18 protein-coding genes and 1 other RNA gene are annotated in these 21,396 nt (G+C 41.1%); 14 read left to right on the top strand and 5 right to left on the bottom strand.

Annotated features, from left to right (window positions below):
• Window positions 1-10 precede the first annotated feature (10 nt).
• The 4 genes from OIT90_RS05515 (at window position 11) to odhB (ending at window position 7,147) form a co-directional block, all read left to right on the top strand.
• Window positions 11-889, top strand: a complete 879-nt coding sequence (locus OIT90_RS05515) for an ATP-binding protein (protein WP_047203292.1) — start codon at window positions 11-13, stop codon at window positions 887-889.
• Between the two features lie 11 nt (window positions 890-900).
• Window positions 901-2,817 carry a vWA domain-containing protein gene (locus tag OIT90_RS05510; protein WP_474892349.1) on the top strand — a complete coding sequence of 639 codons (1,917 nt, stop codon included), beginning with the start codon at window positions 901-903 and terminating at the stop codon, window positions 2,815-2,817.
• A 224-nt stretch (window positions 2,818-3,041) separates the two neighbouring features.
• Window positions 3,042-5,876: a 2-oxoglutarate dehydrogenase E1 component gene (gene sucA, locus OIT90_RS05505; protein WP_039179296.1), complete on the top strand. Its 2,835-nt coding sequence runs from the start codon at window positions 3,042-3,044 to the stop codon at window positions 5,874-5,876.
• A gap of 14 nt (window positions 5,877-5,890) precedes the next feature.
• Window positions 5,891-7,147 carry a 2-oxoglutarate dehydrogenase complex dihydrolipoyllysine-residue succinyltransferase gene (gene odhB / locus OIT90_RS05500; RefSeq protein WP_039179294.1) on the top strand — a complete coding sequence of 419 codons (1,257 nt, stop codon included), beginning with the start codon at window positions 5,891-5,893 and terminating at the stop codon, window positions 7,145-7,147.
• A 34-nt stretch (window positions 7,148-7,181) separates the two neighbouring features.
• Here odhB and OIT90_RS05495 read toward each other — a convergent pair whose 3' ends face one another.
• The 4 genes from OIT90_RS05495 to OIT90_RS05480 form a co-directional block, all read right to left on the bottom strand.
• Window positions 7,182-8,132 (bottom strand): bile acid:sodium symporter family protein, encoded by a 951-nt coding sequence (locus OIT90_RS05495; RefSeq protein ID WP_039179291.1) that lies wholly within the window; start codon window positions 8,130-8,132, stop codon window positions 7,182-7,184.
• Window positions 8,133-8,281: 149 nt separating this feature from the next.
• Window positions 8,282-9,103 (bottom strand): superoxide dismutase, encoded by an 822-nt coding sequence (locus tag OIT90_RS05490; protein WP_474892348.1) that lies wholly within the window; start codon window positions 9,101-9,103, stop codon window positions 8,282-8,284.
• Entirely contained in the window at window positions 9,096-10,970 is a 1,875-nt protein-coding gene (locus tag OIT90_RS05485) for a terpene cyclase/mutase family protein (RefSeq protein WP_144491444.1), read from the bottom strand. Before OIT90_RS05485 ends, OIT90_RS05490 begins: the two co-directional genes overlap by 8 nt.
• A 300-nt stretch (window positions 10,971-11,270) precedes the next feature.
• On the bottom strand, window positions 11,271-12,755 hold the full coding sequence (locus tag OIT90_RS05480; RefSeq protein ID WP_474892347.1) for an aldehyde dehydrogenase family protein: 1,485 nt from the start codon (window positions 12,753-12,755) through the stop codon (window positions 11,271-11,273).
• A 212-nt stretch (window positions 12,756-12,967) separates the two neighbouring features.
• On the opposite strand from OIT90_RS05480, the gene OIT90_RS05475 reads away from it, so the two are divergent.
• From OIT90_RS05475 to OIT90_RS05440, 8 genes are all read left to right on the top strand, one after another.
• Entirely contained in the window at window positions 12,968-13,180 is a 213-nt protein-coding gene (locus OIT90_RS05475) for a DUF6501 family protein (protein ID WP_024422683.1), read from the top strand.
• 49 nt (window positions 13,181-13,229) lie between these two features.
• Window positions 13,230-13,367 (top strand): YozQ family protein, encoded by a 138-nt coding sequence (locus OIT90_RS05470; protein ID WP_080967843.1) that lies wholly within the window; start codon window positions 13,230-13,232, stop codon window positions 13,365-13,367.
• 279 nt (window positions 13,368-13,646) lie between these two features.
• Window positions 13,647-13,985: a PH domain-containing protein gene (locus OIT90_RS05465; protein ID WP_024422682.1), complete on the top strand. Its 339-nt coding sequence runs from the start codon at window positions 13,647-13,649 to the stop codon at window positions 13,983-13,985.
• A 175-nt stretch (window positions 13,986-14,160) separates the two neighbouring features.
• Window positions 14,161-14,808, top strand: a complete 648-nt coding sequence (locus tag OIT90_RS05460) for an SDR family oxidoreductase (RefSeq protein WP_144490250.1) — start codon at window positions 14,161-14,163, stop codon at window positions 14,806-14,808.
• Between the two features lie 91 nt (window positions 14,809-14,899).
• A complete protein-coding gene (locus OIT90_RS05455; protein WP_372556108.1) occupies window positions 14,900-15,400 on the top strand; it encodes a TraR/DksA family transcriptional regulator in 501 nt (166 codons plus the stop codon).
• A gap of 132 nt (window positions 15,401-15,532) precedes the next feature.
• A non-coding RNA gene (gene ssrS, locus OIT90_RS05450) (6S RNA) lies at window positions 15,533-15,717 on the top strand.
• A 133-nt stretch (window positions 15,718-15,850) separates the two neighbouring features.
• Window positions 15,851-17,653, top strand: coding sequence for a DNA helicase RecQ (recQ, locus tag OIT90_RS05445; protein WP_474892346.1), 1,803 nt, complete (start codon window positions 15,851-15,853; stop codon window positions 17,651-17,653).
• Between the two features lie 234 nt (window positions 17,654-17,887).
• Window positions 17,888-18,679, top strand: a complete 792-nt coding sequence (locus OIT90_RS05440) for a LysM peptidoglycan-binding and 3D domain-containing protein (protein ID WP_039179273.1) — start codon at window positions 17,888-17,890, stop codon at window positions 18,677-18,679.
• A gap of 153 nt (window positions 18,680-18,832) precedes the next feature.
• On the opposite strand, the gene OIT90_RS05435 is transcribed toward OIT90_RS05440, so the two are convergent.
• Window positions 18,833-19,345 (bottom strand): GNAT family protein, encoded by a 513-nt coding sequence (locus tag OIT90_RS05435; RefSeq protein ID WP_039183160.1) that lies wholly within the window; start codon window positions 19,343-19,345, stop codon window positions 18,833-18,835.
• A 198-nt stretch (window positions 19,346-19,543) separates the two neighbouring features.
• Here OIT90_RS05435 and OIT90_RS05430 point away from each other — a divergent pair, with 198 nt between their 5' ends.
• Both OIT90_RS05430 and mmgD read left to right on the top strand, forming a co-directional pair.
• Complete coding sequence (locus OIT90_RS05430; protein ID WP_024422676.1) at window positions 19,544-20,083, top strand: DUF420 domain-containing protein; 540 nt, start codon at window positions 19,544-19,546, stop codon at window positions 20,081-20,083.
• A 168-nt stretch (window positions 20,084-20,251) separates the two neighbouring features.
• The gene (gene mmgD, locus OIT90_RS05425; RefSeq protein ID WP_474892345.1) at window positions 20,252-21,394 is read left to right on the top strand and encodes a citrate synthase; all 1,143 of its coding nucleotides are present in this window, start codon (window positions 20,252-20,254) and stop codon (window positions 21,392-21,394) included.
• The last annotated feature ends 2 nt before the right edge of the window (window positions 21,395-21,396 follow it).

The following is a 21,396-nucleotide window of genomic DNA, read 5'->3' as shown; positions in this document are numbered from 1 at the left end:
TTAATCATACATGTTTAACGAACAATCACTCCCAGAAGAAATTCAAGCAATGATTGAAGCAAAAGCAAAAGTGTTGGAAGATGAATTTCGCCCACTTATTGGAACAGGCGGCTATGAATCACAGGATACTTCTATCATTCAAGATGCCATGATTGCATTAGCACTAGGAAAAAACGTTCTTTTAAAGGGTCCGACCGGCTCAGGTAAAACAAAACTAGCAGAAACATTATCCGCTTTCTTTCAGCAGCCGATGCACAGTGTGAACTGCTCGGTTGATCTTGATGCTGAAAGCTTAATTGGCTATAAAACCATTCACAATGATGGTCAGGTGGCTTCGATTGAATTCATTGAAGGACCTGTGACAAAAGCAATGAAAAAAGGCCATCTTTTATATATTGATGAAATCAACATGGCGAAGCCAGAAACACTTCCTATTTTAAATGGTGTACTCGACTACAGAAAAATGATGACAAACCCATTTACAGGTGAGGTTGTTCGAGCAGAAGAAGGCTTTGGCGTCATTGCGGCAATCAATGAAGGGTATGTAGGCACAGTGCCTCTAAATGAAGCGTTAAAAAACCGATTTGTTGTCATTGACGTTCCATATATCGGCGGCGGTATCCTGAAAGATGTGTTGCAATCTCAATCTGTTTTAAAGGATGAGCGGTTAATTGATCAATTCGTTCAGCTCTCATCAGACCTTATTACACAAGCTCATAACGGACAGGTGAGTGAAGAAGCAGCATCCATCCGCGCGCTCCTAGATACTTGTGATCTTGCGCAATACATCCCGCCGCTTCGTGCCGTTGAACGAGGGATTGTTGAAAAACTGGAAGATGACCGGGAAAAAGCAGCGGTAAGAAATATCGCCCAAACATTATTCGAGTGAGGTTCTGACTTTTGAAATTTATCAAATTTAATGACAGCAGAATCGATTCATTTCTATTTATGGAATTAACGGATTTAGCTAAAACGTTAGCAAAAAGTGATGATGTCGAGCTTGAATACGGTGTGCAGTCCTACTATGAACCGTTTGAAAAGAAAATTTTTATCAGTCATTTTTGGGATGATCGTAAACAAGAAGATATGCTAGCAGGGCTGAAAAGTGATGTGTTCCTTCGTGCAGTAGGGACGGTTTATAGTGATCTTACTGTATTTCAGGAGATCATTTGTTATGCGCATACATTATCCATTCCTGATATATGTAAACAATTGTTTATGCTGTTTGAAGATATCCGTATTGAAGAGCGGATTAAACATGACCGCCCAGGAACAAAAAAGGTATTTAAACGAAGAAGAGAGCTATACCGGCGTCACTTTAAGACACAATTAACGATTAACCAGGAACGAAGCATTTTAACGGATGCACTCTTTTGTGCGATTTATGTGAAGCTGACAGCTGATTCTCCGCTCGAAGAGATTCCGCCTCTTCATGAGCAGATCAATCCGATGATTCCGTTTATTGAGTCAAGTCTTGAACGTGTGTATGATGCGGGTTCAACAGCAGACATTGCAGCTATTGTCAAAGAATTGATGGAAGGCTTTGATGAGCTGCTTGAAAAGGACATGCTGAATACGTACTTTTTCTTCCCTGAATTGGACTATGAACAAGCGGCAAAAGAACCACTGTTCCATGACTTAAAAAGAAAACCTAAATTAAGTGAGGACATCAAAGTCGACCGGGAAAAAGAAGGCGATGAAGACATTCACCAAGAGTACATGGAAGTATGGCATCGAGAAACCGAAGCGCCATCAAAAAGCTTCCTTCAATTTGATTTAGAGCATGGCGGTAAAAGTGATCTTGGTAAGGATGCAGCAAGAGAAGGCGATGACGGAGATCAGGCACTCGGAACTGTACAAGGCTCTGCAAAGCAAACACACCGAAAAGATTATTCAAAGCTTGAGGCGCTGGAAGAGGCTGAAGGTGAAGAAAGCGGAGCAGACGGTCATGAAAATGGAAAAGAGAACAAATATGCGTTTCCAGTCATGATTTCACCAGATCCGCCTATGCCAGAACAAATCAATGTATACAAGCAGCATGCGAAGGAAATTGAGCCTTACCAAAAACGCTTAAAACAAATGATCCAAAAAACTCTTGAACATAAAAAATCTTGGCCTAAAACGGACCTTCATGCGGGACGTCTCAGCAAAAAGCTGATTCGCTACTTTACAGAGTCTAATCCGCGTCTTTTCTATAAAAAACAAGCACCGTCTTCTCAGATTGATGCTGTTTTCACCTTATTAGTAGACTGTTCAGCGAGCATGTTTGACAAGATGGACGAGACGAAAAAAGGCATTGTTCTATTTCATGAAGCGTTAAAATCCGTACAAGTCCCACATCAAATTGTTGGGTTTTGGGAAGATACAAACGACGCAACAGAAACAAGTCAGCCAAACTACTTCAACACAGTCGTGTCGTTCAAAGATTCTTTATTTGATGCAGGGCCTTCTATTATGTCTCTTGAGCCAGAAGAGGATAACCGGGATGGTTATGCGATTCGTCAAATGACAAAGATGATTTTAAAGCGAAGAGAAGAGCAAAAGTTTCTGATTGTCTTTTCAGACGGAGAGCCAGCTGCGTTCAGCTACGAACAAAATGGGATTGTCGATACGCATGAAGCAGTTCTTGAAGCGAGGAAAAAGGGCATTGAAGTGATCAATGTGTTTTTATCCAATTCGTCGATAGAAGAAGCACAGATGAAAACCATTCAAGATATGTATGGCAAGTTCAGCATTTTTGTACCAGATGTCGATACATTGCCAGATGTTTTATATCCACTACTGAAGAAACTGCTGCATAAAAGCATTGGGGCATAAGGTTTTGCCCCTTTCTTTAAATTATTTTTCGGAATGATTTAAATTTTTTGTTTTTCTGTGAATTTTTTATCTTTAATTGAACAAAGAATGTAGAAAGTAATCCAAAACAGTGGTAGAATATTATTGGAAGCGTTTTATTACATAAATTTGGTCATTGTGTTCTGGAAGTTATATCGAGATAGTGTTCAATCACTTGATGATCAAAGTTGGGGGTAGTGTTCAAAATGTTTCAAAATGATGTGAAACAACCGTTGAGTTGGGAAGAATTTCATGGTCCGAACCTCGGCTATGTGCTCGAGCTCTACGATCAGTATGTCCAGGATCCTACTAGTGTTGATGAAGATCTAAGAGGCATATTTGATGAACTTGGTGCACCACCGAGTGAAATGAAGGAGGAAATTGGGAAAAAAGAAAATAGCGTAGTTACTTCTGAACAAATCCAAAAGATAGCATCAGTCGTTAAACTGGCAGAAGACATCAGAACGTATGGCCATTTAAATGCTTCCGTCAATCCTCTTCGCAAAGAAAAGGAATTACAAGAACTGTTTCCTTTAAAGGAGTACGGTTTAACAGAAGAAGATGTCAAGAATATTCCGATATCTATTATTAGTCCGGATGCACCAAAACACATTTCAAACGGCATAGAAGCCATTAACCATTTGAGAAATACGTATAAGCGTACCATTTCATTTGAGTTTGATCACGTGCATGACTTCGAAGAGCGAAACTGGCTCTCAAAATCAATCGAGTCTGGTGAACTATTTAAGAAAAAACCATCAGATAAACTAGTTTCTGTATTCAAGAGATTAACAGAAGTTGAGCAGTTCGAGCAGTTTCTTCATAAAACATTTGTTGGGCAAAAGCGCTTTTCTATAGAAGGTTTAGACGCACTTGTCCCAGTACTTGATGAAATTATTTCAGAGTCCGTTACACAAGGGACTTCAAATATTAACATTGGAATGGCACACAGAGGCCGTTTAAATGTATTAGCACATGTGTTAGGGAAGCCATATGAGATCATTTTCTCAGAATTCCAGCATGCGCCAAATAAAGAGCTTGTTCCATCAGAAGGCTCTATCGGCATCAGCTATGGATGGACAGGGGATGTTAAGTACCATCTTGGAGCTGACCGTCAAATCAAAGACGAAGATACAAAGAGTGCGAGAGTCACGCTTGCTAATAACCCAAGTCACTTGGAGTTCATTGATCCAATCATTGAAGGAAGCACGCGTGCTGCTCAGGAATCACGTACTCAAAAAGGCTATCCAGTTCAAGACGTTGAAAAAGCGTTAGCCATCTTAATTCATGGGGATGCAGCATTCCCTGGAGAAGGAATTGTGGCAGAAACATTAAATTTAAGTCAACTTGTAGGCTATCAAGTGGGCGGAACCATCCATATTATTGCCAACAATATGATCGGGTTTACAACGGAAAGCAATGAATCTCGTTCGACGAAATATGCAAGTGACCTTGCAAAAGGGTTTGAGATTCCTATTGTTCACGTCAATGCAGATGATCCAGAAGCGTGTTTAGCGGCTGTTCAGCTAGCTGTAGAATACCGCAAACGTTTCAAGAAGGATTTCCTTATTGACTTGATCGGCTACCGCAGATACGGTCATAACGAAATGGATGAGCCTTCTACAACTCAGCCAATGCTGTACGATGCGGTCAGAAAGCACAAAACGGTCAAGAATATCTTTGCAGATAAACTTGTCTCAGAAGGTCTTTTGACAAAAGAGCAGCGTGAAGAAATCGAGCAGGCTGTGACGGCAAAAATAGAAGAAGCCTATAAAAAGGTGCCTTCAAAGAAAGAGCATACGATTCAAGAAATCGAACTGCCAGAGCCTGTATCAAACGGCTTCCCAGCAGTGGATACATCAGTAGAATTTGATGTATTGCGAAAGCTGAATGAAGAATTGATCAGCTGGCCGAATGATTTCCAAGTATTTGGTAAGCTGAAAAGGATCCTTGAAAAACGTGCAAAAGTGTTTACAGATGACCGTAAAGTAGAATGGTCACTTGGGGAAGCACTCGCATTTGCATCTATATTAAAAGACGGTACGCCAATTCGAATGACCGGACAGGATTCAGAGCGTGGTACTTTCGCTCAAAGAAACCTTGTTCTTCACGACAGTCAAACGGGTGATGAATTTATTGCTCTTCATGAACTGAGTGATGCAAATGCATCGTTTACTGTTCATAACAGTCCACTGTCAGAAGGCTCAGTCATCGGATTTGAATATGGTTATAATGTCTATTCTCCTGAAACGTTAGTGATTTGGGAAGCTCAATTCGGAGACTTCGCAAATGCGGCTCAAGTGTATTTCGATCAATTTATCTCAGCTGGCCGTGCAAAATGGGGACAAAAATCAGGTTTAGTGATGCTGCTGCCTCATGGATATGAAGGACAAGGTCCTGAGCATTCAAGTGGAAGAACAGAGCGCTTCCTGCAATCAGCTGCTGAGAATAACTGGACAGTTGCGAATCTGACAAGTGCAGCGCAATATTTCCATATTCTTAGAAGACAGGCGAAAATGCTGCTTCGTGAAGAGATTCGTCCGCTTGTCATTATGACACCGAAGAGTCTGCTTCGTAACCCGAACACATTGTCTGAGGTCCAAGAATTAACGGATGGACAGTTCCGTCCAGTTCTTGAACAGCCAGGTCTTGTACATGATCACGAAAAAGTATCGCGTCTCGTGCTATCTAGCGGGAAGGTATCCATTGATATTAGTGATCGTTTTACTCAAATGGAAGAGCCGAAAGATTGGCTTCACGTTGCAAGAGTGGAACAGCTGTATCCGTTCCCAGCCAAAGATATTAAAGGAATTTTAACAAAGCTGACAAACTTAGAAGAAATCGTATGGGTGCAAGAAGAACCGCAAAATATGGGAGCTTGGGGATACATTGAGCCATATTTACGTGAAATTGCGCCTGAAAAAGTAAAAGTACGTTACATCGGCCGAAGAAGACGTTCAAGTACGGCTGAGGGTGATCCAACTGTGCATAAAAAAGAACAAGAACGAATTGTATCTGATAGCTTGACTCGCAAAAACTAAGGGGGAAATGAAAAATGGCGGAAATTAAAGTACCTGAATTAGCGGAATCAATCTCGGAAGGAACGATTGCTCAATGGCTAAAGCAGCCGGGCGATTATGTGGAGCAGGGGGAGTACCTGCTGGAACTTGAAACAGATAAAGTCAATGTCGAACTGACTGCTGAAGAATCTGGTGTATTAAAAGAAGTGCTCAAAGATTCTGGTGACACTGTACAAGTTGGAGAGGTCATCGGAACGATTGCAGCAGGTGAAGCTGGCGGAAGCGAGTCCGCAGCTCCAGCACCTGAGCAAGCTTCTGCACCAGCTTCGAAAGAAGAACCGGCAGCTGCTCAAAAAGAAGAAGCAGTGAAAGAAGAGCCGAAAGCTGGTAATGGCAGAACCATCGCTTCTCCTGCAGCTAGAAAACTAGCGAGAGAGAAGGGATTAGACTTATCTGAGATTCCAACCGTAGATCCGCTGGGCAGGGTACGAAAGCAGGATGTCGCTTCTTATCAAAAGAATGAAGCACCTGCAAGTGCACCGAAAGCCGCGCCAAAAGCAAATGCGGCGGTGCAAACTGAACAACCAGGAAAGCCAGTTGAACGTGAAAGAATGTCACGCCGCAGACAAACAATTGCAAAACGTTTAGTTGAAGTTCAACAAACGGCTGCGATGCTGACGACATTTAATGAAGTCGATATGACAGCTGTGATGGATTTAAGAAAGCGTCGTAAAGATGCCTTCCTAGAACAAAATGATGTCAAGCTTGGCTTCATGTCCTTCTTTACAAAAGCAGTTGTAGCAGCACTGAAGAAATATCCGCTGCTTAACGCAGAAATTCAAGGTGATGAGCTTGTCTTGAAGAAATTCTATGACATCGGCATCGCTGTTGCTGCAAACGAAGGTCTTGTCGTACCAGTTGTCCGTGATGCAGACAGATTGTCATTTGCAGGGATTGAAAAAGAAATTGGTCATCTTGCGAAAAAAGCAAGAGATAACAAATTGGCTCTTAGTGAGTTACAAGGTGGATCATTTACGATCACAAACGGCGGAACATTTGGTTCTCTGCTTTCAACACCGATTTTAAACAGCCCGCAAGTTGGAATTTTAGGAATGCATAAAATTCAGCTTCGTCCGGTGGCGATTGATGAAGAACGTTTTGAGAACCGTCCGATGATGTATTTAGCTCTTTCTTACGACCACCGTATTGTCGATGGTAAAGAAGCAGTTGGATTCCTTGTTACGATTAAAAACCTGCTTGAAGATCCTGAGCAGCTATTGCTTGAAGGATAATCTTCCATTATAAAAGCTAGCACCTTAACAGGTGCTAGCTTTTTTTCTTTTCACTGTCAGGTTGTCCTCGTTTTGACCAATACGTCGCAAGCCAGGAACCAGATAAGTTATGCCACACACTAAAAATCGCACTTGGTACGGCTGCGAGCGGTGAGAAATGTGCTGTTGCAAGGGCTGCACCAAGCCCGGAGTTTTGCATGCCTACTTCAATCGAAATCGCTCTTTGAGAAGGAATATCCATTTTGCACCATTTTGCGATCAGGTAACCAAATAAAAGACCGAGCCCATTATGTAAAATGACAACGGCCAATATCAGCAAACCAGATTGAAGAATCTGCTCTTTATTTGCACTGACAACCGCTGCAATGATCACCACAATTCCAGCAACAGATACAAGCGGCAATGCTTGAACCGCATAGTTTACTTGTTTTTTGAAAAACACCTTAACAATAACCCCTAAGATAATAGGAATAAGCACAACTTGGACAATCGACAAAAATAATGCCTCCGGTGATACAGGTAACCATGATCTTGCAAAGATAAAAATAAAAAGAGGCGTTAAAAAGGGAGCAAGAAGGGTCGATATAGTTGTGACCGCTACGGATAAGGCCATATTGCCTTTTGCTAAAAAGGTCATGACATTGGATGCAGTACCGCCTGGGCAGCAGCCCACAAGAATAACGCCTACTGCAATTTCAGATGGCAGCCGTAATCCGTAAGCTAATAGAAAGGCGATCAGCGGCATGAGTGTGTACTGCGCCAAAACCCCGATTAGCACATAGAGAGGTTTACGAAAAAGCTCCTTAAAATCTTCACCTGATAACGTAAGCCCCATCCCAAACATAATGATTCCTAGTAAAAAAGGGATATACGGTCCAATCTGAGAAAATACGTCAGGAAAAGCAAATCCAAGACATGCAAAGATAATGACCCAGATTGCGAAGGTTCTTCCTGCAAATTGACTAATGGTTAAAAGAATGTTCATTCATTGCTTCATCTCACTTTCCTCACATATCTTTCCTATTTTAAACGAATTTTCTGAAAAAACAACCCGTTCTTTATAAAGGTGTTAATAATTTAATTATGTAAACTAAAAACACCCCATATAAGCATGAGCCTATATGGAGCATCGTCTTAAAAAGGGGTCCACTTCACTTGCTGTGCTTGCTTAAGCCTTGCTTCTGGCTCACGCCAGTCAACTACACTCCACCAACGATCTACGTATTTCGGTTTTTCATTCAGATATTGAAGATAGTAGGCGTGCTCCCATACATCAAGGGCTAAAAGAGGGATTACGTCCCATTGTGACAAAAATTGATGGCGTTCTGCTTGTAAAATCTCTAATCGCTGGGATCTGGGCGCCCAAACGAGAATGGCCCAGCCGACACCCTCTACTTGTTTGGCCGCTGCTGAAAATTGAGATTTAAATGCGTCATAGCTGTCAAATGATTGTTCAATGAGACGAAGCATTTGTCCAGTGGGCTTTCGTTTTCCTGAAGGACTCATGGAAAACCAAAAAATACAATGTAAATAGTGTCCTGCACCATTGAAGGCAAGCTCTCTTTCCCAATGTTTGATCATTTTGAAATCATTGGTTCTTCTTGCATTTTTTAATGCAAGCTCAGCTTGGTTCAAACCATCAACATATGATTGATGATGTTTCTGGTGATGCAAATACATAATCTCCTTTGAAATAAACGGTTCTAGTGCATCATACCGGTAAGGGAGAGGAGGTAACTTATGATTTCCGGCTGCTACCTCTCGCATGTCTTCTTGTGGTTTCATGTCCTCAGAAATACGTTCTGCCAGTTCGTACCACTCTTGTTCACTGGAATGTTCATCATCCATTGAAAACCATAAATGGTCTACTTTCTGACGGATGTTGTCATCTTGAATCGCGGGTTGAATGGAGTTAAGCCACTCTTTGAGCTGCATTCGATACTCTTTCTTATTCATTCTTACGCCTCATTTCATCTAAAAATGTGGAACAAGCCATCATGGGAAAGACAAATGGGTAGCTATGATAGGTGATGTAAAATTGCTTTGGCAGGCCAATGCCTACTGGATAGTGCAAGGCTTCACTCATGTGCTGATGATGGATCAAAAATGAAATGGCTTTTAAAATCGTTTTGTCATCTGGCTTCTCATATTGTAAAAGTGCCTCTGCTGCCCAAGCCGTCTGAACCACTGTGCCAAACGGGAGGGGGACATACGTTTTTACCTCTGCACTTTTACACGATTCTCCGAAGCTGCCATCTTCTCGTTGAATCTGCTTTAAAAATCGGCACGCTTTTTGAACAGCAGGATGGGTGGAGGGGATGCCGGCAGCTTTTAGTCCTGTTAATGCTGCCCACGTTCCATAAATATAGCAAACACCCCATCTGCCAAACCATGATCCATTTTTCTCTTGATGATCTAGGAGCCACTTGACACATTGATCTTTTTGCCTGTGAACGGGTGGTGACATGTTTTTCTCTTCAAGACCAATGAGATGAAGCACCCGGCCTGTAATATCGGGAGTCGATGGATCGATCGCTGCATCCTCCGCAGATTCAAGCGGCAGATGCCGAAGCAGGAAGTGATCTTGATTTTTTTCAAAAGCAGAGAATCCGCCGTCACGGTTTTGCATGGAAAGAAGCCAATGAAATCCTCGTTTCCATTGAACTGGTGCGTATGTTCGCGGAATGGCTTTTAAGACAATTTGCGTATCATCACAATCAGGGTTATTTGTGTTGATATCTGAAAAACCAAAGCCTCCCGGAGCAGTATGCTGGTTATGAATCGCCCAATCTGCTTTCTTCATTTGCTGCCGGTTCAGCAAGTATGAGAAAGACTTAGTGATGACTGGGTCTTCTTGTTTTTTGCCAGCTTTTTGAAAAGCGTAACTGACAAGCGCTGTATCCCATACTGTGGATGTGGAATTTTCTGCATACATTCTGCCCTGACAGACAGTAACTAGTTTTTTCATGCCTTTGACTGCTTTTAAAATGAGATGATGTCCAGGGGAGTACCCAAGACTCATAAGTGCATAGACCATAAAAATACTGGCACTTAAATAGCTGTACAGCGTGCCATCTTTTTCAAGGCGATCAAACATATATCGCTTTGCTGCTTCATATCCGAAAAAGTCCAGCCGGCTGTCGAGTGCTGTATACGATCGCATGTAAGTCAGAAAGTGTTGAGCGGAACGTTCTTCTCTTGCCATAAACCAGTCAAATGGATTCTTAGACATGTTTGCATCAAGGTGTGCCAAGCTTGGAAATTTCTCATGAGAGGTATATCGTTTGTTGAGTGCGATCATCATTGGTACAAAGTGAATTCTTGCATATGCACTAAGATGATAAAAGTGCAGCGGAAAGTATGTAGGGATGAGTAAAAAGGAAAGTGGTGCATAGAAATACGGCCAAGGGTGCATGCCGTTGACGGCGAGCATCCACTTTGTCATAAAGTGAACGTTCTTTAATCCGCCTTTTGAACGTATATATTGCGCTGCTTTTTCCATATGAGGCTCATCTTGTTGAAACCTGCCTGATACGAGCATTCCGCAATAGCCCTGCACAGTGGCAGTTACATGTCCTGTTTGATCATGATACAAAGAAAAAGACCCATCCTCATTTTGTTTTTCGCGTATCGCTTCTGCTAATTGATGAACCAACGCCTGATCCGAATCACCGACAGCCTTTAACAGCATAATCAAAAAAGCATTTGTCATCATAGGACCTTCAAAGCAGAAAACAAAGGCGCCATCATCTCTTTGTCTTCGCTGCATTTGTATGTGCAATTCTTCGATAAATTCGTTTACTTTCAATTGAAAATCTTGCATATGCGGCCATGCTCCTTTCCTTTCATACTATATTCAGGAGCCGGCCTGTCACATGCAAACACAAAAAAAGCCGATGACAGGGTCACCGGCTCAGCGTGTAGACAAACCCTCGCATTCGGTGTCAGGTCTGTGCGCTGGTGCTCACGAATGTCAATTCGCTCCGCGCCAGTGCTCGTCCTTCCTAGACTGCAAAGGTTTTCTATCACGCTGAAAAGAAGACAAAGTGCTAAAATAAAAATCATTTTAGCACTTTGTCAACGATCTGAGCCGATGACAGGGTCAAAGGCTTTCTTGACGTCATTAGTCTTGGAGATTAATCCATACACTTTTGACTTCTGTATAGTTGTTAAGGGCATATGACCCCATTTCTCTGCCAAGACCTGATTGCTTATATCCTCCAAACGGGGAGGCGGCATCAAAGACATTATAGCAGTTGACCCAAATTGTTCCTGCTTCAAGACGTGCAGCAATATCGTGGGCATGCTTTAAGTTTTCTGTCCAAAGTCCTGCTGCTAATCCATATTCAGACTGGTTGGCCCGTTCGACCACTTCATCAATGGAATCGTAAGGAATTGCAGATAAAACAGGTCCGAAGATTTCTTCTTTGGCAATGGTCATTTCATCTTCTACATCTTTAAAAATAGTAGGGGAGACGAAATAGCCAGCCTCATAAGGGCAATCGCCACCGACAACGGCTGTTGCCCCTTCGGATTTACCTTTTTCAATATAGCCTAATACGCGTTCGTGCTGTTCTTTACTTACAAGAGGTCCAATTTGTGTATCTTGATGAAGACCAGCGCCTTGCTTGAGGGATCCTGCATATTTGGCCATTTGATCGACCACTTCATCATATTGGCTCCGGTGAACAAAGACTCTGGAGCCCGCGCAGCATACTTGGCCTTGGTTAAACATGACGCCATTTAAAGCACCTGGAATGGCTTTCTTTAAATCGGCATCAGGTAAAATAATATTCGGTGATTTTCCGCCAAGCTCTAATGTGACCCTTTTAATAGTTTTAGCCGCTTTCTCCATAATTAATTTTCCAACGCTTGTTGACCCTGTGAAGGCAAGCTTGTTCACATCAGGATGTTCAGTTAAGGCATTTCCGGCTGTTTCGCCAAATCCAGGAACGATGTTAATGACGCCTTCTGGGAAGCCGGCTTTGTCCACTAATTCTGCTAAATAAAGAGCAGAGAGTGGAGTTTGTTCGGCTGGCTTTAAAACGATGGTGCATCCTGTTGCAAGTGCGGCACCCATTTTCCACATGGCCATGAGCAGCGGGAAGTTCCATGGGATGATTTGTCCTACAACGCCAACCGGCTCATGGCGGGTATAATTAAAATATCCTTGACTGACAGGAATGGTTTGTCCATTCATTTTTGTCGTCCAGCCCGCATAATAGCGCATGTGCTCAATAGCGAGGGGAATATCTGCATTTGTTGTTTCATTGATTGGTTTTCCATTATCTAAAGTTTCAAGCTGTGCAAGCTCTTCTTGATTTTCTTCCATTAAATCAGCAAGCTTGAACATGAGGCGGGCGCGTTCAGCGGCATACATTGAGCGCCAAGGACCATGGAAGGCTTTTTTTGCAGCTTTTACTGCCTCATCAATATCTTTTTCACCTGCTTCATATACATCAATAAGGGTTTCGCCTGTGGCTGGGTTAGGAGTAGCAAAGGTTTTATTATCGTGACTTGTGACAAACTGACCGTTAATGTAGAGTTTTTTCGTCCCTTGGAGAAAAGATTCGAGTTTTGAACTAATTTGAAGTGTTGTAGAGCTCATAAATAAACAAACCTCCTTAAAGATATGGATTGTTTTCTGCGAGTTCTAGGTGAGAAAAGCGGACATGCAACGAAACAGTATACGCACAAAAATGTAAACGTATACAATTATCATATTACACGACATGTTTGAAAGCAATCCATAACACTCATTGCATTTCGCGAAAATTTGGCTACAATAAATGTATAGATGAAAAAAGGAGTTTTTAAATCATGATCCATCAAAACTGGCAAACGGCTCAAACGTTAAAACAAGTAAAATGTGTACATACAAACGCGAAAAAATATATGGTCGACCGGGCATTAACGGTTGGAAGCACATATGAAGTGAAAAATGAAACAGAGGAATTCCTGTTTGTCGTTGATAATACGGGTAAAGTAGGCGGGTATTACAAAGAGTATTTTGAAGATATTTCGGCTGAATGATTTTGAGGGTCATCACTCATACTAAGAAAAACAGTAAAGGGTGATGATGATGAAAAAGCAGCAAAATGATGAGCAGCAAAATCAAAATGCATGGCATGAACACGAAGATGCTGATATGGCGATTACGCTTGAACAGATTTCCGATGTGTATGCCGAGGGAACGATTGATACACCAAAAGACGAATAGGTATTTAAAAACAGTGATTTGGCATAATCACTGTTTTTTTATTGGAATGATTCAGCATTTTTTCTCGAAAAGAACTGAAACTTTTTTCCTGCTTCAACAGTCTAAATAAATAGAGGAAAGAGCATCGGATCAAAAAGAAAAAGTTAAATGAAATTTAATCTATTCGTAATGGAATAACGATCATTTATAGCGTATTCTATAAGTGAGAATAAAACGTACCCACAGAGCCGTGTGGCCGTTTTGTCATAAAGGAATTTGATGCAGGAAGAGGGGGTTTACGTGGGTATTTTTTCTGTCAGTAAACAAAATGATAAGAAATTCGAATCCTTATTGATTGAAGGGGAAAGAATTGAGGCTGTTTACAGACTGCGTCACGACCAAATTTGCTTTACAAATAAACGACTGATCTTTGGCGATAACCGCGTATTTTCTAAGAAGAAAGTCAGGGTCTCCTTGCCGTATCGATCAATTGAAAGTTTTGCCATTCAAGAAGCTGGCGTGTTTGATCAGGACACAGGTATGCTGCTTGTCACAAGCTCAAAAGTATTTGAACTCGACTTTTCCAAAGAGACGGATTTGAGTGATGTGCAAGCCATTTTGACAAAACATCTTTGCTGATCAATCTTGCGATTACATAGATCATATGCACTTTTCTCATTCTTCGTTCTTATTTTCATAGATCGCACATTTCTGAGCCTTTCCCATCTGATGGGAGGGGCTTTTTTCTGCTTAAGTGTTTGAATGATAGCAAAAAAGGTTAAAGATGAAACAGATACAGAAAGGAGAATGAACTATGAAAGTGTTAGTTGCAGGAGCAAATGGACATACAGGAAGACTTGTCGTTCGTTATTTAAAAGAAAAAGGACATGAGCCGCTTGCTCTCATTCGAGATGAAAAACAAGCTGATGCGCTAAAAGAACTTGGTGCAGCACCTGTCATCGGTGATCTTGAAAAAGATGTGACAGATGCTGTGAAACAAGCAGACGCTGTCATCTTTGCAGCTGGTTCAGGCTCAAAAACAGGTGCGGATAAGACCATTGCGGTCGATCAAGAAGGAGCAAAACGCCTCGTTGATACAGCGAAAAAAGAAAACATCCAGCATTTTGTTATGCTCAGTTCCTATAATGCCGATGACCCGAACCAGGGAAAAGGGCAAGGAAGTATGGAAACTTATTATGAAGCGAAAAGAAAAGCTGATGAACACTTAAAACAGTCTGGTCTTTCCTATACGATTGTCCGCCCGGGCGCCTTGCTGCATAAGGAGAAGACAGGAAAGATTAAAGCTGCCGAGCATATTCCAGATGATCAGAACATCGAGATTTCAAGAGAGGACGTAGCCATTGTTCTTGTGGAGAGCTTAACAGAATCGAATGTGAAAAATAAGTCCTTTGACTTGATTAAAGGCGATAAACCAATCGAAGAAGCACTTCGCCATCTGTAAGAGAAAAAAGCTGCTGCCAAATAGGCGGCGGCTTTTTTGATGTTTTCTTTTCCCTTCCAGCGGGAAGGTAATGAGAAAGGAGTGATTGACCGTGGGCTTAACGAAAGAACAACAAGCTGATTTATACGAAAGATTGATTCAACTAAAAGAAGATGTGAAGGGATCAAAAAAGAAAGAAGAATCGATGCTCGTTGAATCGAGTGAGATATCAAATGGTGTTGGGAATCATATCGCTGATCATGGGAGCATCTATTTAGACCGCATGACAGAACAAACGCTGGATCAAGTCGATGATCAACTTGAAGGTGAAATCGATGCAGCACTGAAACGAATGGAAGACGGAACATATGGGATTTGTGAGAAAACAGGAAAAGAGATCCCATATGAGCGTTTAAAAGCAGTTCCATATACACGCTTTTCAATTGATGCAAAGAAAAATGAGGAAACAACTCAAGATCCAAACGAGTTTGACCGTTCATTCTCCGATCAAATGCGTGACTTAACGAATAGAGAAACAATGGATCAAATGCATTCAGATACGTATGAAAGACTCGAGGAAGAGCAGGATGTTGATGTGGAGGAAGAAAAATAGCAATATATGAGAAGGTTAAATTTTTTCAGAATAATGTTTCCATATGTACTCGTGGACAAAAATCTTGTATACATGAGTATTTCAAAGAAAAAAGATCTCTTGAAATTTAATTAACTTTCGTGTAGTATAGTTTAAAGGCTGCGATGCGCGTAATGTTAATTAAGTTTTAACCTTTAAGCTGTAATAGGGAGTTTTATATTGAAGCCGGAATGTCATGCCTCCTAGAGAGGAAGACAGGAACGTTTCTGCAAACACCCACTTTGAGGAGTGGTGGTTTAAAACTTTCTTACTTAGATTACGGCATCCGCAGCTTTTCCTAGGATGATTCAAGCCATTTTCCATTTCGGAAAATGGCTTTTTATTTTGTGAAAAAACGAAATTGCACAGACCGCCGGATGAAGAAGGAATGTATGTTAAAATAGACAAAACAAAAGACGGAGAGGGAATTGGATGTTAGAACAAGCAGAAGCACTCCTGAAACAATACTTTGGCTTTGACACCTTTAGGCAGGGACAGAAACAAGCCATTGAATCGATTGTAAACAAACAGAAGGATACCGTCTGTATTATGCCGACAGGCGGTGGGAAATCGGTTTGTTACCAGATTCCTGCCCTGATGATGGAAGGAACAACGATCGTTGTATCCCCGCTAATTTCTTTAATGAAAGATCAAGTCGATGCGCTAAATGAGATGGGCATACGATCGTCCTTTTTAAACAGCACACTTTCTGCAGCTGAAATGAATAAAAGGCTGAAAAAATGTGCAGATGGGGAATATCAGCTGCTTTATATCACACCTGAACGATTACAAAATGAACGTTTTTTTCAGCTCCTTGATCGGTTAACGATCCCTTTAATCGCAATTGATGAAGCGCACTGTATATCTGAGTGGGGGCATGATTTTAGGCCAAGCTATCGCTTTATTCAAGAATGCTTAGATAAATTGACAAAAAGGCCAGTGATTGTCGCTCTAACGGCTACAGCCACGAAAAAGGTCCACCGAGATATATGTGAACAGCTTGGCATGAACGAAGAAGAAACCATTTTTACTGGGTTTGCTAGAGAGAATTTGTCTTTTCAGGTGGTCAAAGGAGAAAATAGTGACCGCTTTATCACACATTATATGAAGAAAAACAAGCTTGAGTCCGGCATTATCTATACAGCTACAAGAAAAGAAGCTGAAAACATTTACAATCGGCTAAAGAAACAAAAGATCAAAGCTGGCATTTATCATGGCGGGTTAGATGACGATGTGAGAGAAGAGCAGCAAAACCTGTTTTTAAATGATGACATCCAAGTCATGGTCGCTACATCTGCATTTGGCATGGGAATTAATAAATCAAATGTCCGTTTTGTCATTCATCATCAAATTCCAAGGGATATTGAAAGCTACTATCAAGAAGCTGGGCGCGCAGGCAGAGACGGTCTTGAAAGTGAATGTATTTTACTGTTTTCGCCGCAGGGCGTACGAATGCAGCGCTTCCTCATTGAACAGTCAACAGAAGATGAAGTGCGCTATCAGCATGAACTGCTTAAACTAAGACAAATGGTGGATTACTGTCATACTGAGCAATGTTTGCAGCAATTTGTGATGGACTACTTTGATCAATCAACAAGTACTCCTTGCCAAAAATGCAGCAATTGCCTTGATGAAAGAGAGCGTGAAGAGGTCACTCGAGAAGCGCAAATGGTTTTATCGTGTACGGTTAGAATGAACGAGCGATTTGGAAAAATGATGATTGCTCAAGTACTGGCAGGCTCTAAAAATAAAAAAGTGCTTGATCTTGGTTTCGACCGTCTTCCTACATACGCTTTAATGAAGCAGCAATCAGCCCAGCAAATCAGTGATTTCATCGAATTTTTAATTACAGAAGAGTATTTGCACATGTCTGAAGGGGCTTACCCAACATTAAAAGTGACACATAAAGGGAAGAAAGTGTTAGTCGGACAAGAGGCGGTGTATAAAAAGCAGGCAGTTAAAAGAGAGGCGATTCAAGAAAACGATGCATTATTTGAGCAGCTAAGAGCGGTGAGAATGAAGCTGGCAAGAGAGCAGGGCGTTCCGCCATTTGTTGTATTTTCTGATCAAACCTTGAAGGAAATGTCAGCTGTTCAGCCTAAAACAGAAGAAGAACTACTCCATATTAAGGGAATAGGCTCTCAAAAAAGAGAGAAATACGGGGATGTTTTTCTAGAAGAAATCCGTTTATTTATAGAAAAAGAGAAAAATAAAGAGGTTGAAGAAGAAAAATAAATTTTTTTCGCTGCGTTTGGACACGTTTTCAACAGGAGGTTTCTGATCCTTTCAAAACCTTGATATGGCGGGTAATTGAGCTGTTTTGTGGTCTGATTTACCAATGGAGAGAGATGTTTCATGTAAAGGAACTGTAATCTAAAACATATCGTTTTGTTATTGAATTGACATTTACATATGTTACGATAGCACTCGTTAGCCGCCATAAAAAGCTAACAAGGGAGGATTTACTTTATGAAGAAGACTATTATGTCCTTGGTTGCTGTTGCAGCAATCTCAACAACAGCATTTGGAGCACAGCAAGCTTCTGCAAAGGAAATCACTGTGAAGAAAGGTGATACACTTTGGGGAATCTCTCAAAAAAATGATGTGTCTCTAAAGGACCTAAAGGGTTGGAACAATTTATCTACAGACATGATTTATGTAGGTGATAAATTGACAATCTCTTCAAAAGAGAAAACTCAGGAGCAGTATAAAGTCCAGAAGGGGGACAGCCTCTGGAAAATCGCTCAAAAATTCAATGTGTCAATTAGCGATATTAAGTCTTGGAATAACTTAAACTCAGATATAATTGTGACTGGTTCAACACTAAGTGTTGCTGGTCAAAGCTCAGCTCCGGTAAGCTCAGAGCCTGTACAAAAACAGGAGCCTGTCCAAAAAGAGCAAACAACACAAAAAGCTGCTCCTAAAAAGGAAACAGCTAAAGCAGAATCATCTTCTGCTAGTCAAAGTGTACAAAAAGAATTGACTGTAACGGCTACGGCTTATACAGCAAATGATGGTGGCATCTCAGGTATCACTGCAACAGGGGTAAACTTAAACAAAAACCCAAATGCGAAAGTCATTGCAGTAGATCCTAATGTCATTCCATTAGGAAGTAAGGTTTATGTTGAAGGCTACGGTGAAGCTACCGCAGCAGATACTGGCGGCGCAATTAAAGGTAACAAAATTGATGTACATGTACCAAGCAAATCCCAAGCAAAAAATTGGGGCGTAAAATCAGTCAAAGTGAAAGTACTTAACTAGTAATCTATTGTTTTTTGGAAGAAAGCATCAGGTGGCGGCCTGATGCTTTTATTGTACCCTTTTTTTGGTCAAAAAAACACATATTTTTCAGAAAAATTTGCATTTTCGACAAAAACCAGCGTATATTTCATCATACACGCTGGTTTTTTGGCGTTAGCTGTCCACCCAATAAATTTCCCCGCTTTGTTCTTCCCAATTAATTTGGACATCAAATTGGTGCTTTTCATAAAAGTGGATCAAGCGGTCAACGTGATTCCAATCTCTTTTGACGAGGTCACCTGTGATGACTGGAATGTTCTGCTCTCTTGCGATTTCTTTTAAATGCTTCATGCAGATTGAGCCGTATCCATTATCGGGAGGGCCTTTAATATCAGCAATGTGAATCTTTCCTTCTTCAGGATATTCCGCGATTAAGGAAAAATCAGATTGTCCGCGAAAAGCTTTTTCACAATCGCTGAGCATGATTTTGCATGTATCCGCACTTTCAATGGCAGAGACAATCATCCATTCGTCTTCTTTCGCCTGATCAATGCCAATGATCTTTGCTTTTTTCGAAATATCTTTCATATTTTCTTGCATTCGATACATTTGAAACTGCAATTGCTGTAATTCTTGCTCTAACGTCTTCACATCTTTGGTTGTTTCCTGTAAGATTGACAAGTCCATTACTCCTTTCATATAAGAAATCATAAAAACCACATAAATTCCAATTCTAAAGGAAGTGGATGGATCTTTCAAGCCGTTAGAACGCCAGTAATCGGCAAGTTTGTCTAAAATTCGACGAAGACAGCGAATTCATTGACTTTATAGAGAAAGTTAAATAACATACTCTTAGTCGGAACTAATAAAGAGAGGTTTTCAAACATGAACGAACAGAATCAAAAACCGAAAAATTTCACCGGCATTGTTGTCATTTTAACAATTGCCATAAACGGATTAATCGCTTTATTATTTTTAATGCCAAAAACAGATAAATTTAGTCATCTGGACATTACATTTCTTCCTTTACTGAATGCCGTGATGAACAGCTTTACGTTTATCTTCTTACTTTCAGCACTCATTATGATTAAACAAAAGAACATTAAAGCACATAGACGATTTATCTTTGCTGCATTTTCAACAACACTTGTCTTTTTAATTTCCTATGTGACATATCATTCAATGGCAGCTGATACACACTTCGGAGGAGAAGGGATCATCCGTCCAATTTACTTCTTTATTTTGATTACACATATTGTGCTTTCAGCAATTATTGTACCGCTTGCATTGATTACACTATTTAGAGGCGCACAGATGCAGGTTGAGCGTCACCGTAAAATTGCCCGCTGGACGATGCCGCTTTGGCTCTATGTTAGTCTCACTGGCGTCATTGTCTATATCATGATTTCTCCATACTACAGCTAACGTATGTCCAACTGGACATACGTTCTTTTATTTACAAGATGAAGTGCTTTGGATAGAATGGAAATTGGATATCCGACTTGCACGGTATCTTCCCATCTATAGATTCACATCATTTCTGGCCGTTTGCTCGTTTGGAGATCAACAATTGGACGAAACGGGGGTTATATGATGACTGAACAATTGCAGTATAAACCGGGGCTTGAAGACATTGTGGCAAGCGAAACGTCCATATCATATTTAGATGTGGAGCAAGAGGAAATTGTGATTCGCGGGTACGACCTCATTGAGCTAGCACAAAACAAGACATATTTAGAAACAGCCTATCTGCTTATTTATGGAAGATTACCAGAAACGATGGAATATCACCAATTTCAGCAAGATATATCCTCACAAACGAACTTACATCCAACGATTCAAACCATTTTAACGAAGCTGCCAAAAACCACTCACCCTATGGATGCGATGAGAACATGCTTATCTGCTCTTGCAGGGTACGATGATGCACTACATGATCGATCAGAAGCGTGCCAAGTGAAGCGTGCAGTTCGATTACTAGGCCAGCTGCCGGCCATTGTTGCTGGAAGCTATTATATTCTCACAAAAGACGCCGCTATTTCTCCAGATCAGACCAAATCCTACACTGAAAACTTTTTATCCATGCTAACTGGACGCACCCCGACCCAAGACGAAATCATCGCTTTTGACCAAACACTTACATTATATAGTGAACATGAGCTGCCGAATTCAACGTTTGCGGCTAGAGTCATTGCATCCACGCATTCTGACATGTATGGTGCTTTTACTGGAGCGATCTCTTCATTAAAAGGTGACCTCCACGGAGGAGCAAATGAAGCTGTCATGCACATGCTTCTTGAAGGAAAAACAACGGAAGGATTTCTTGCGCTCATTGAACGAAAATTAGCCGCAAAAGAAAAAATGATGGGTTTTGGCCACAGAGTATACATGAGAAAAATGGATCCGCGCGCCGCTCTTTTAAAACGTTCATTGAAAACGCTTACTGAATCGAAGGGAGATACAACGCTATATGACATGTGTGTAGCAGGAGAGGCATACATGAAAGAGCAGAAAAACCTCTATCCGAATCTTGATTATTACGCCGCTCCTATTTATTACGTGCTTGGAATTCCTATTTCACTTTATACACCCATTTTCTTTGCTGCAAGGGCTAGTGGATTAGCAGCCCACGTTATTGAACAACATTTGCATAATCGCATTTTTAGACCGAGAGTCCGGTATTTAGGGCCAAGAGGATTAAAGGTTTCAAATGATGATGGAAAAACGGGGGAATGAAT

The sequence above is a fragment of the Bacillus sp. ABR genome (genome assembly GCF_056172715.1).
This window is presented reverse-complemented; position numbering and strand designations above follow the sequence as displayed.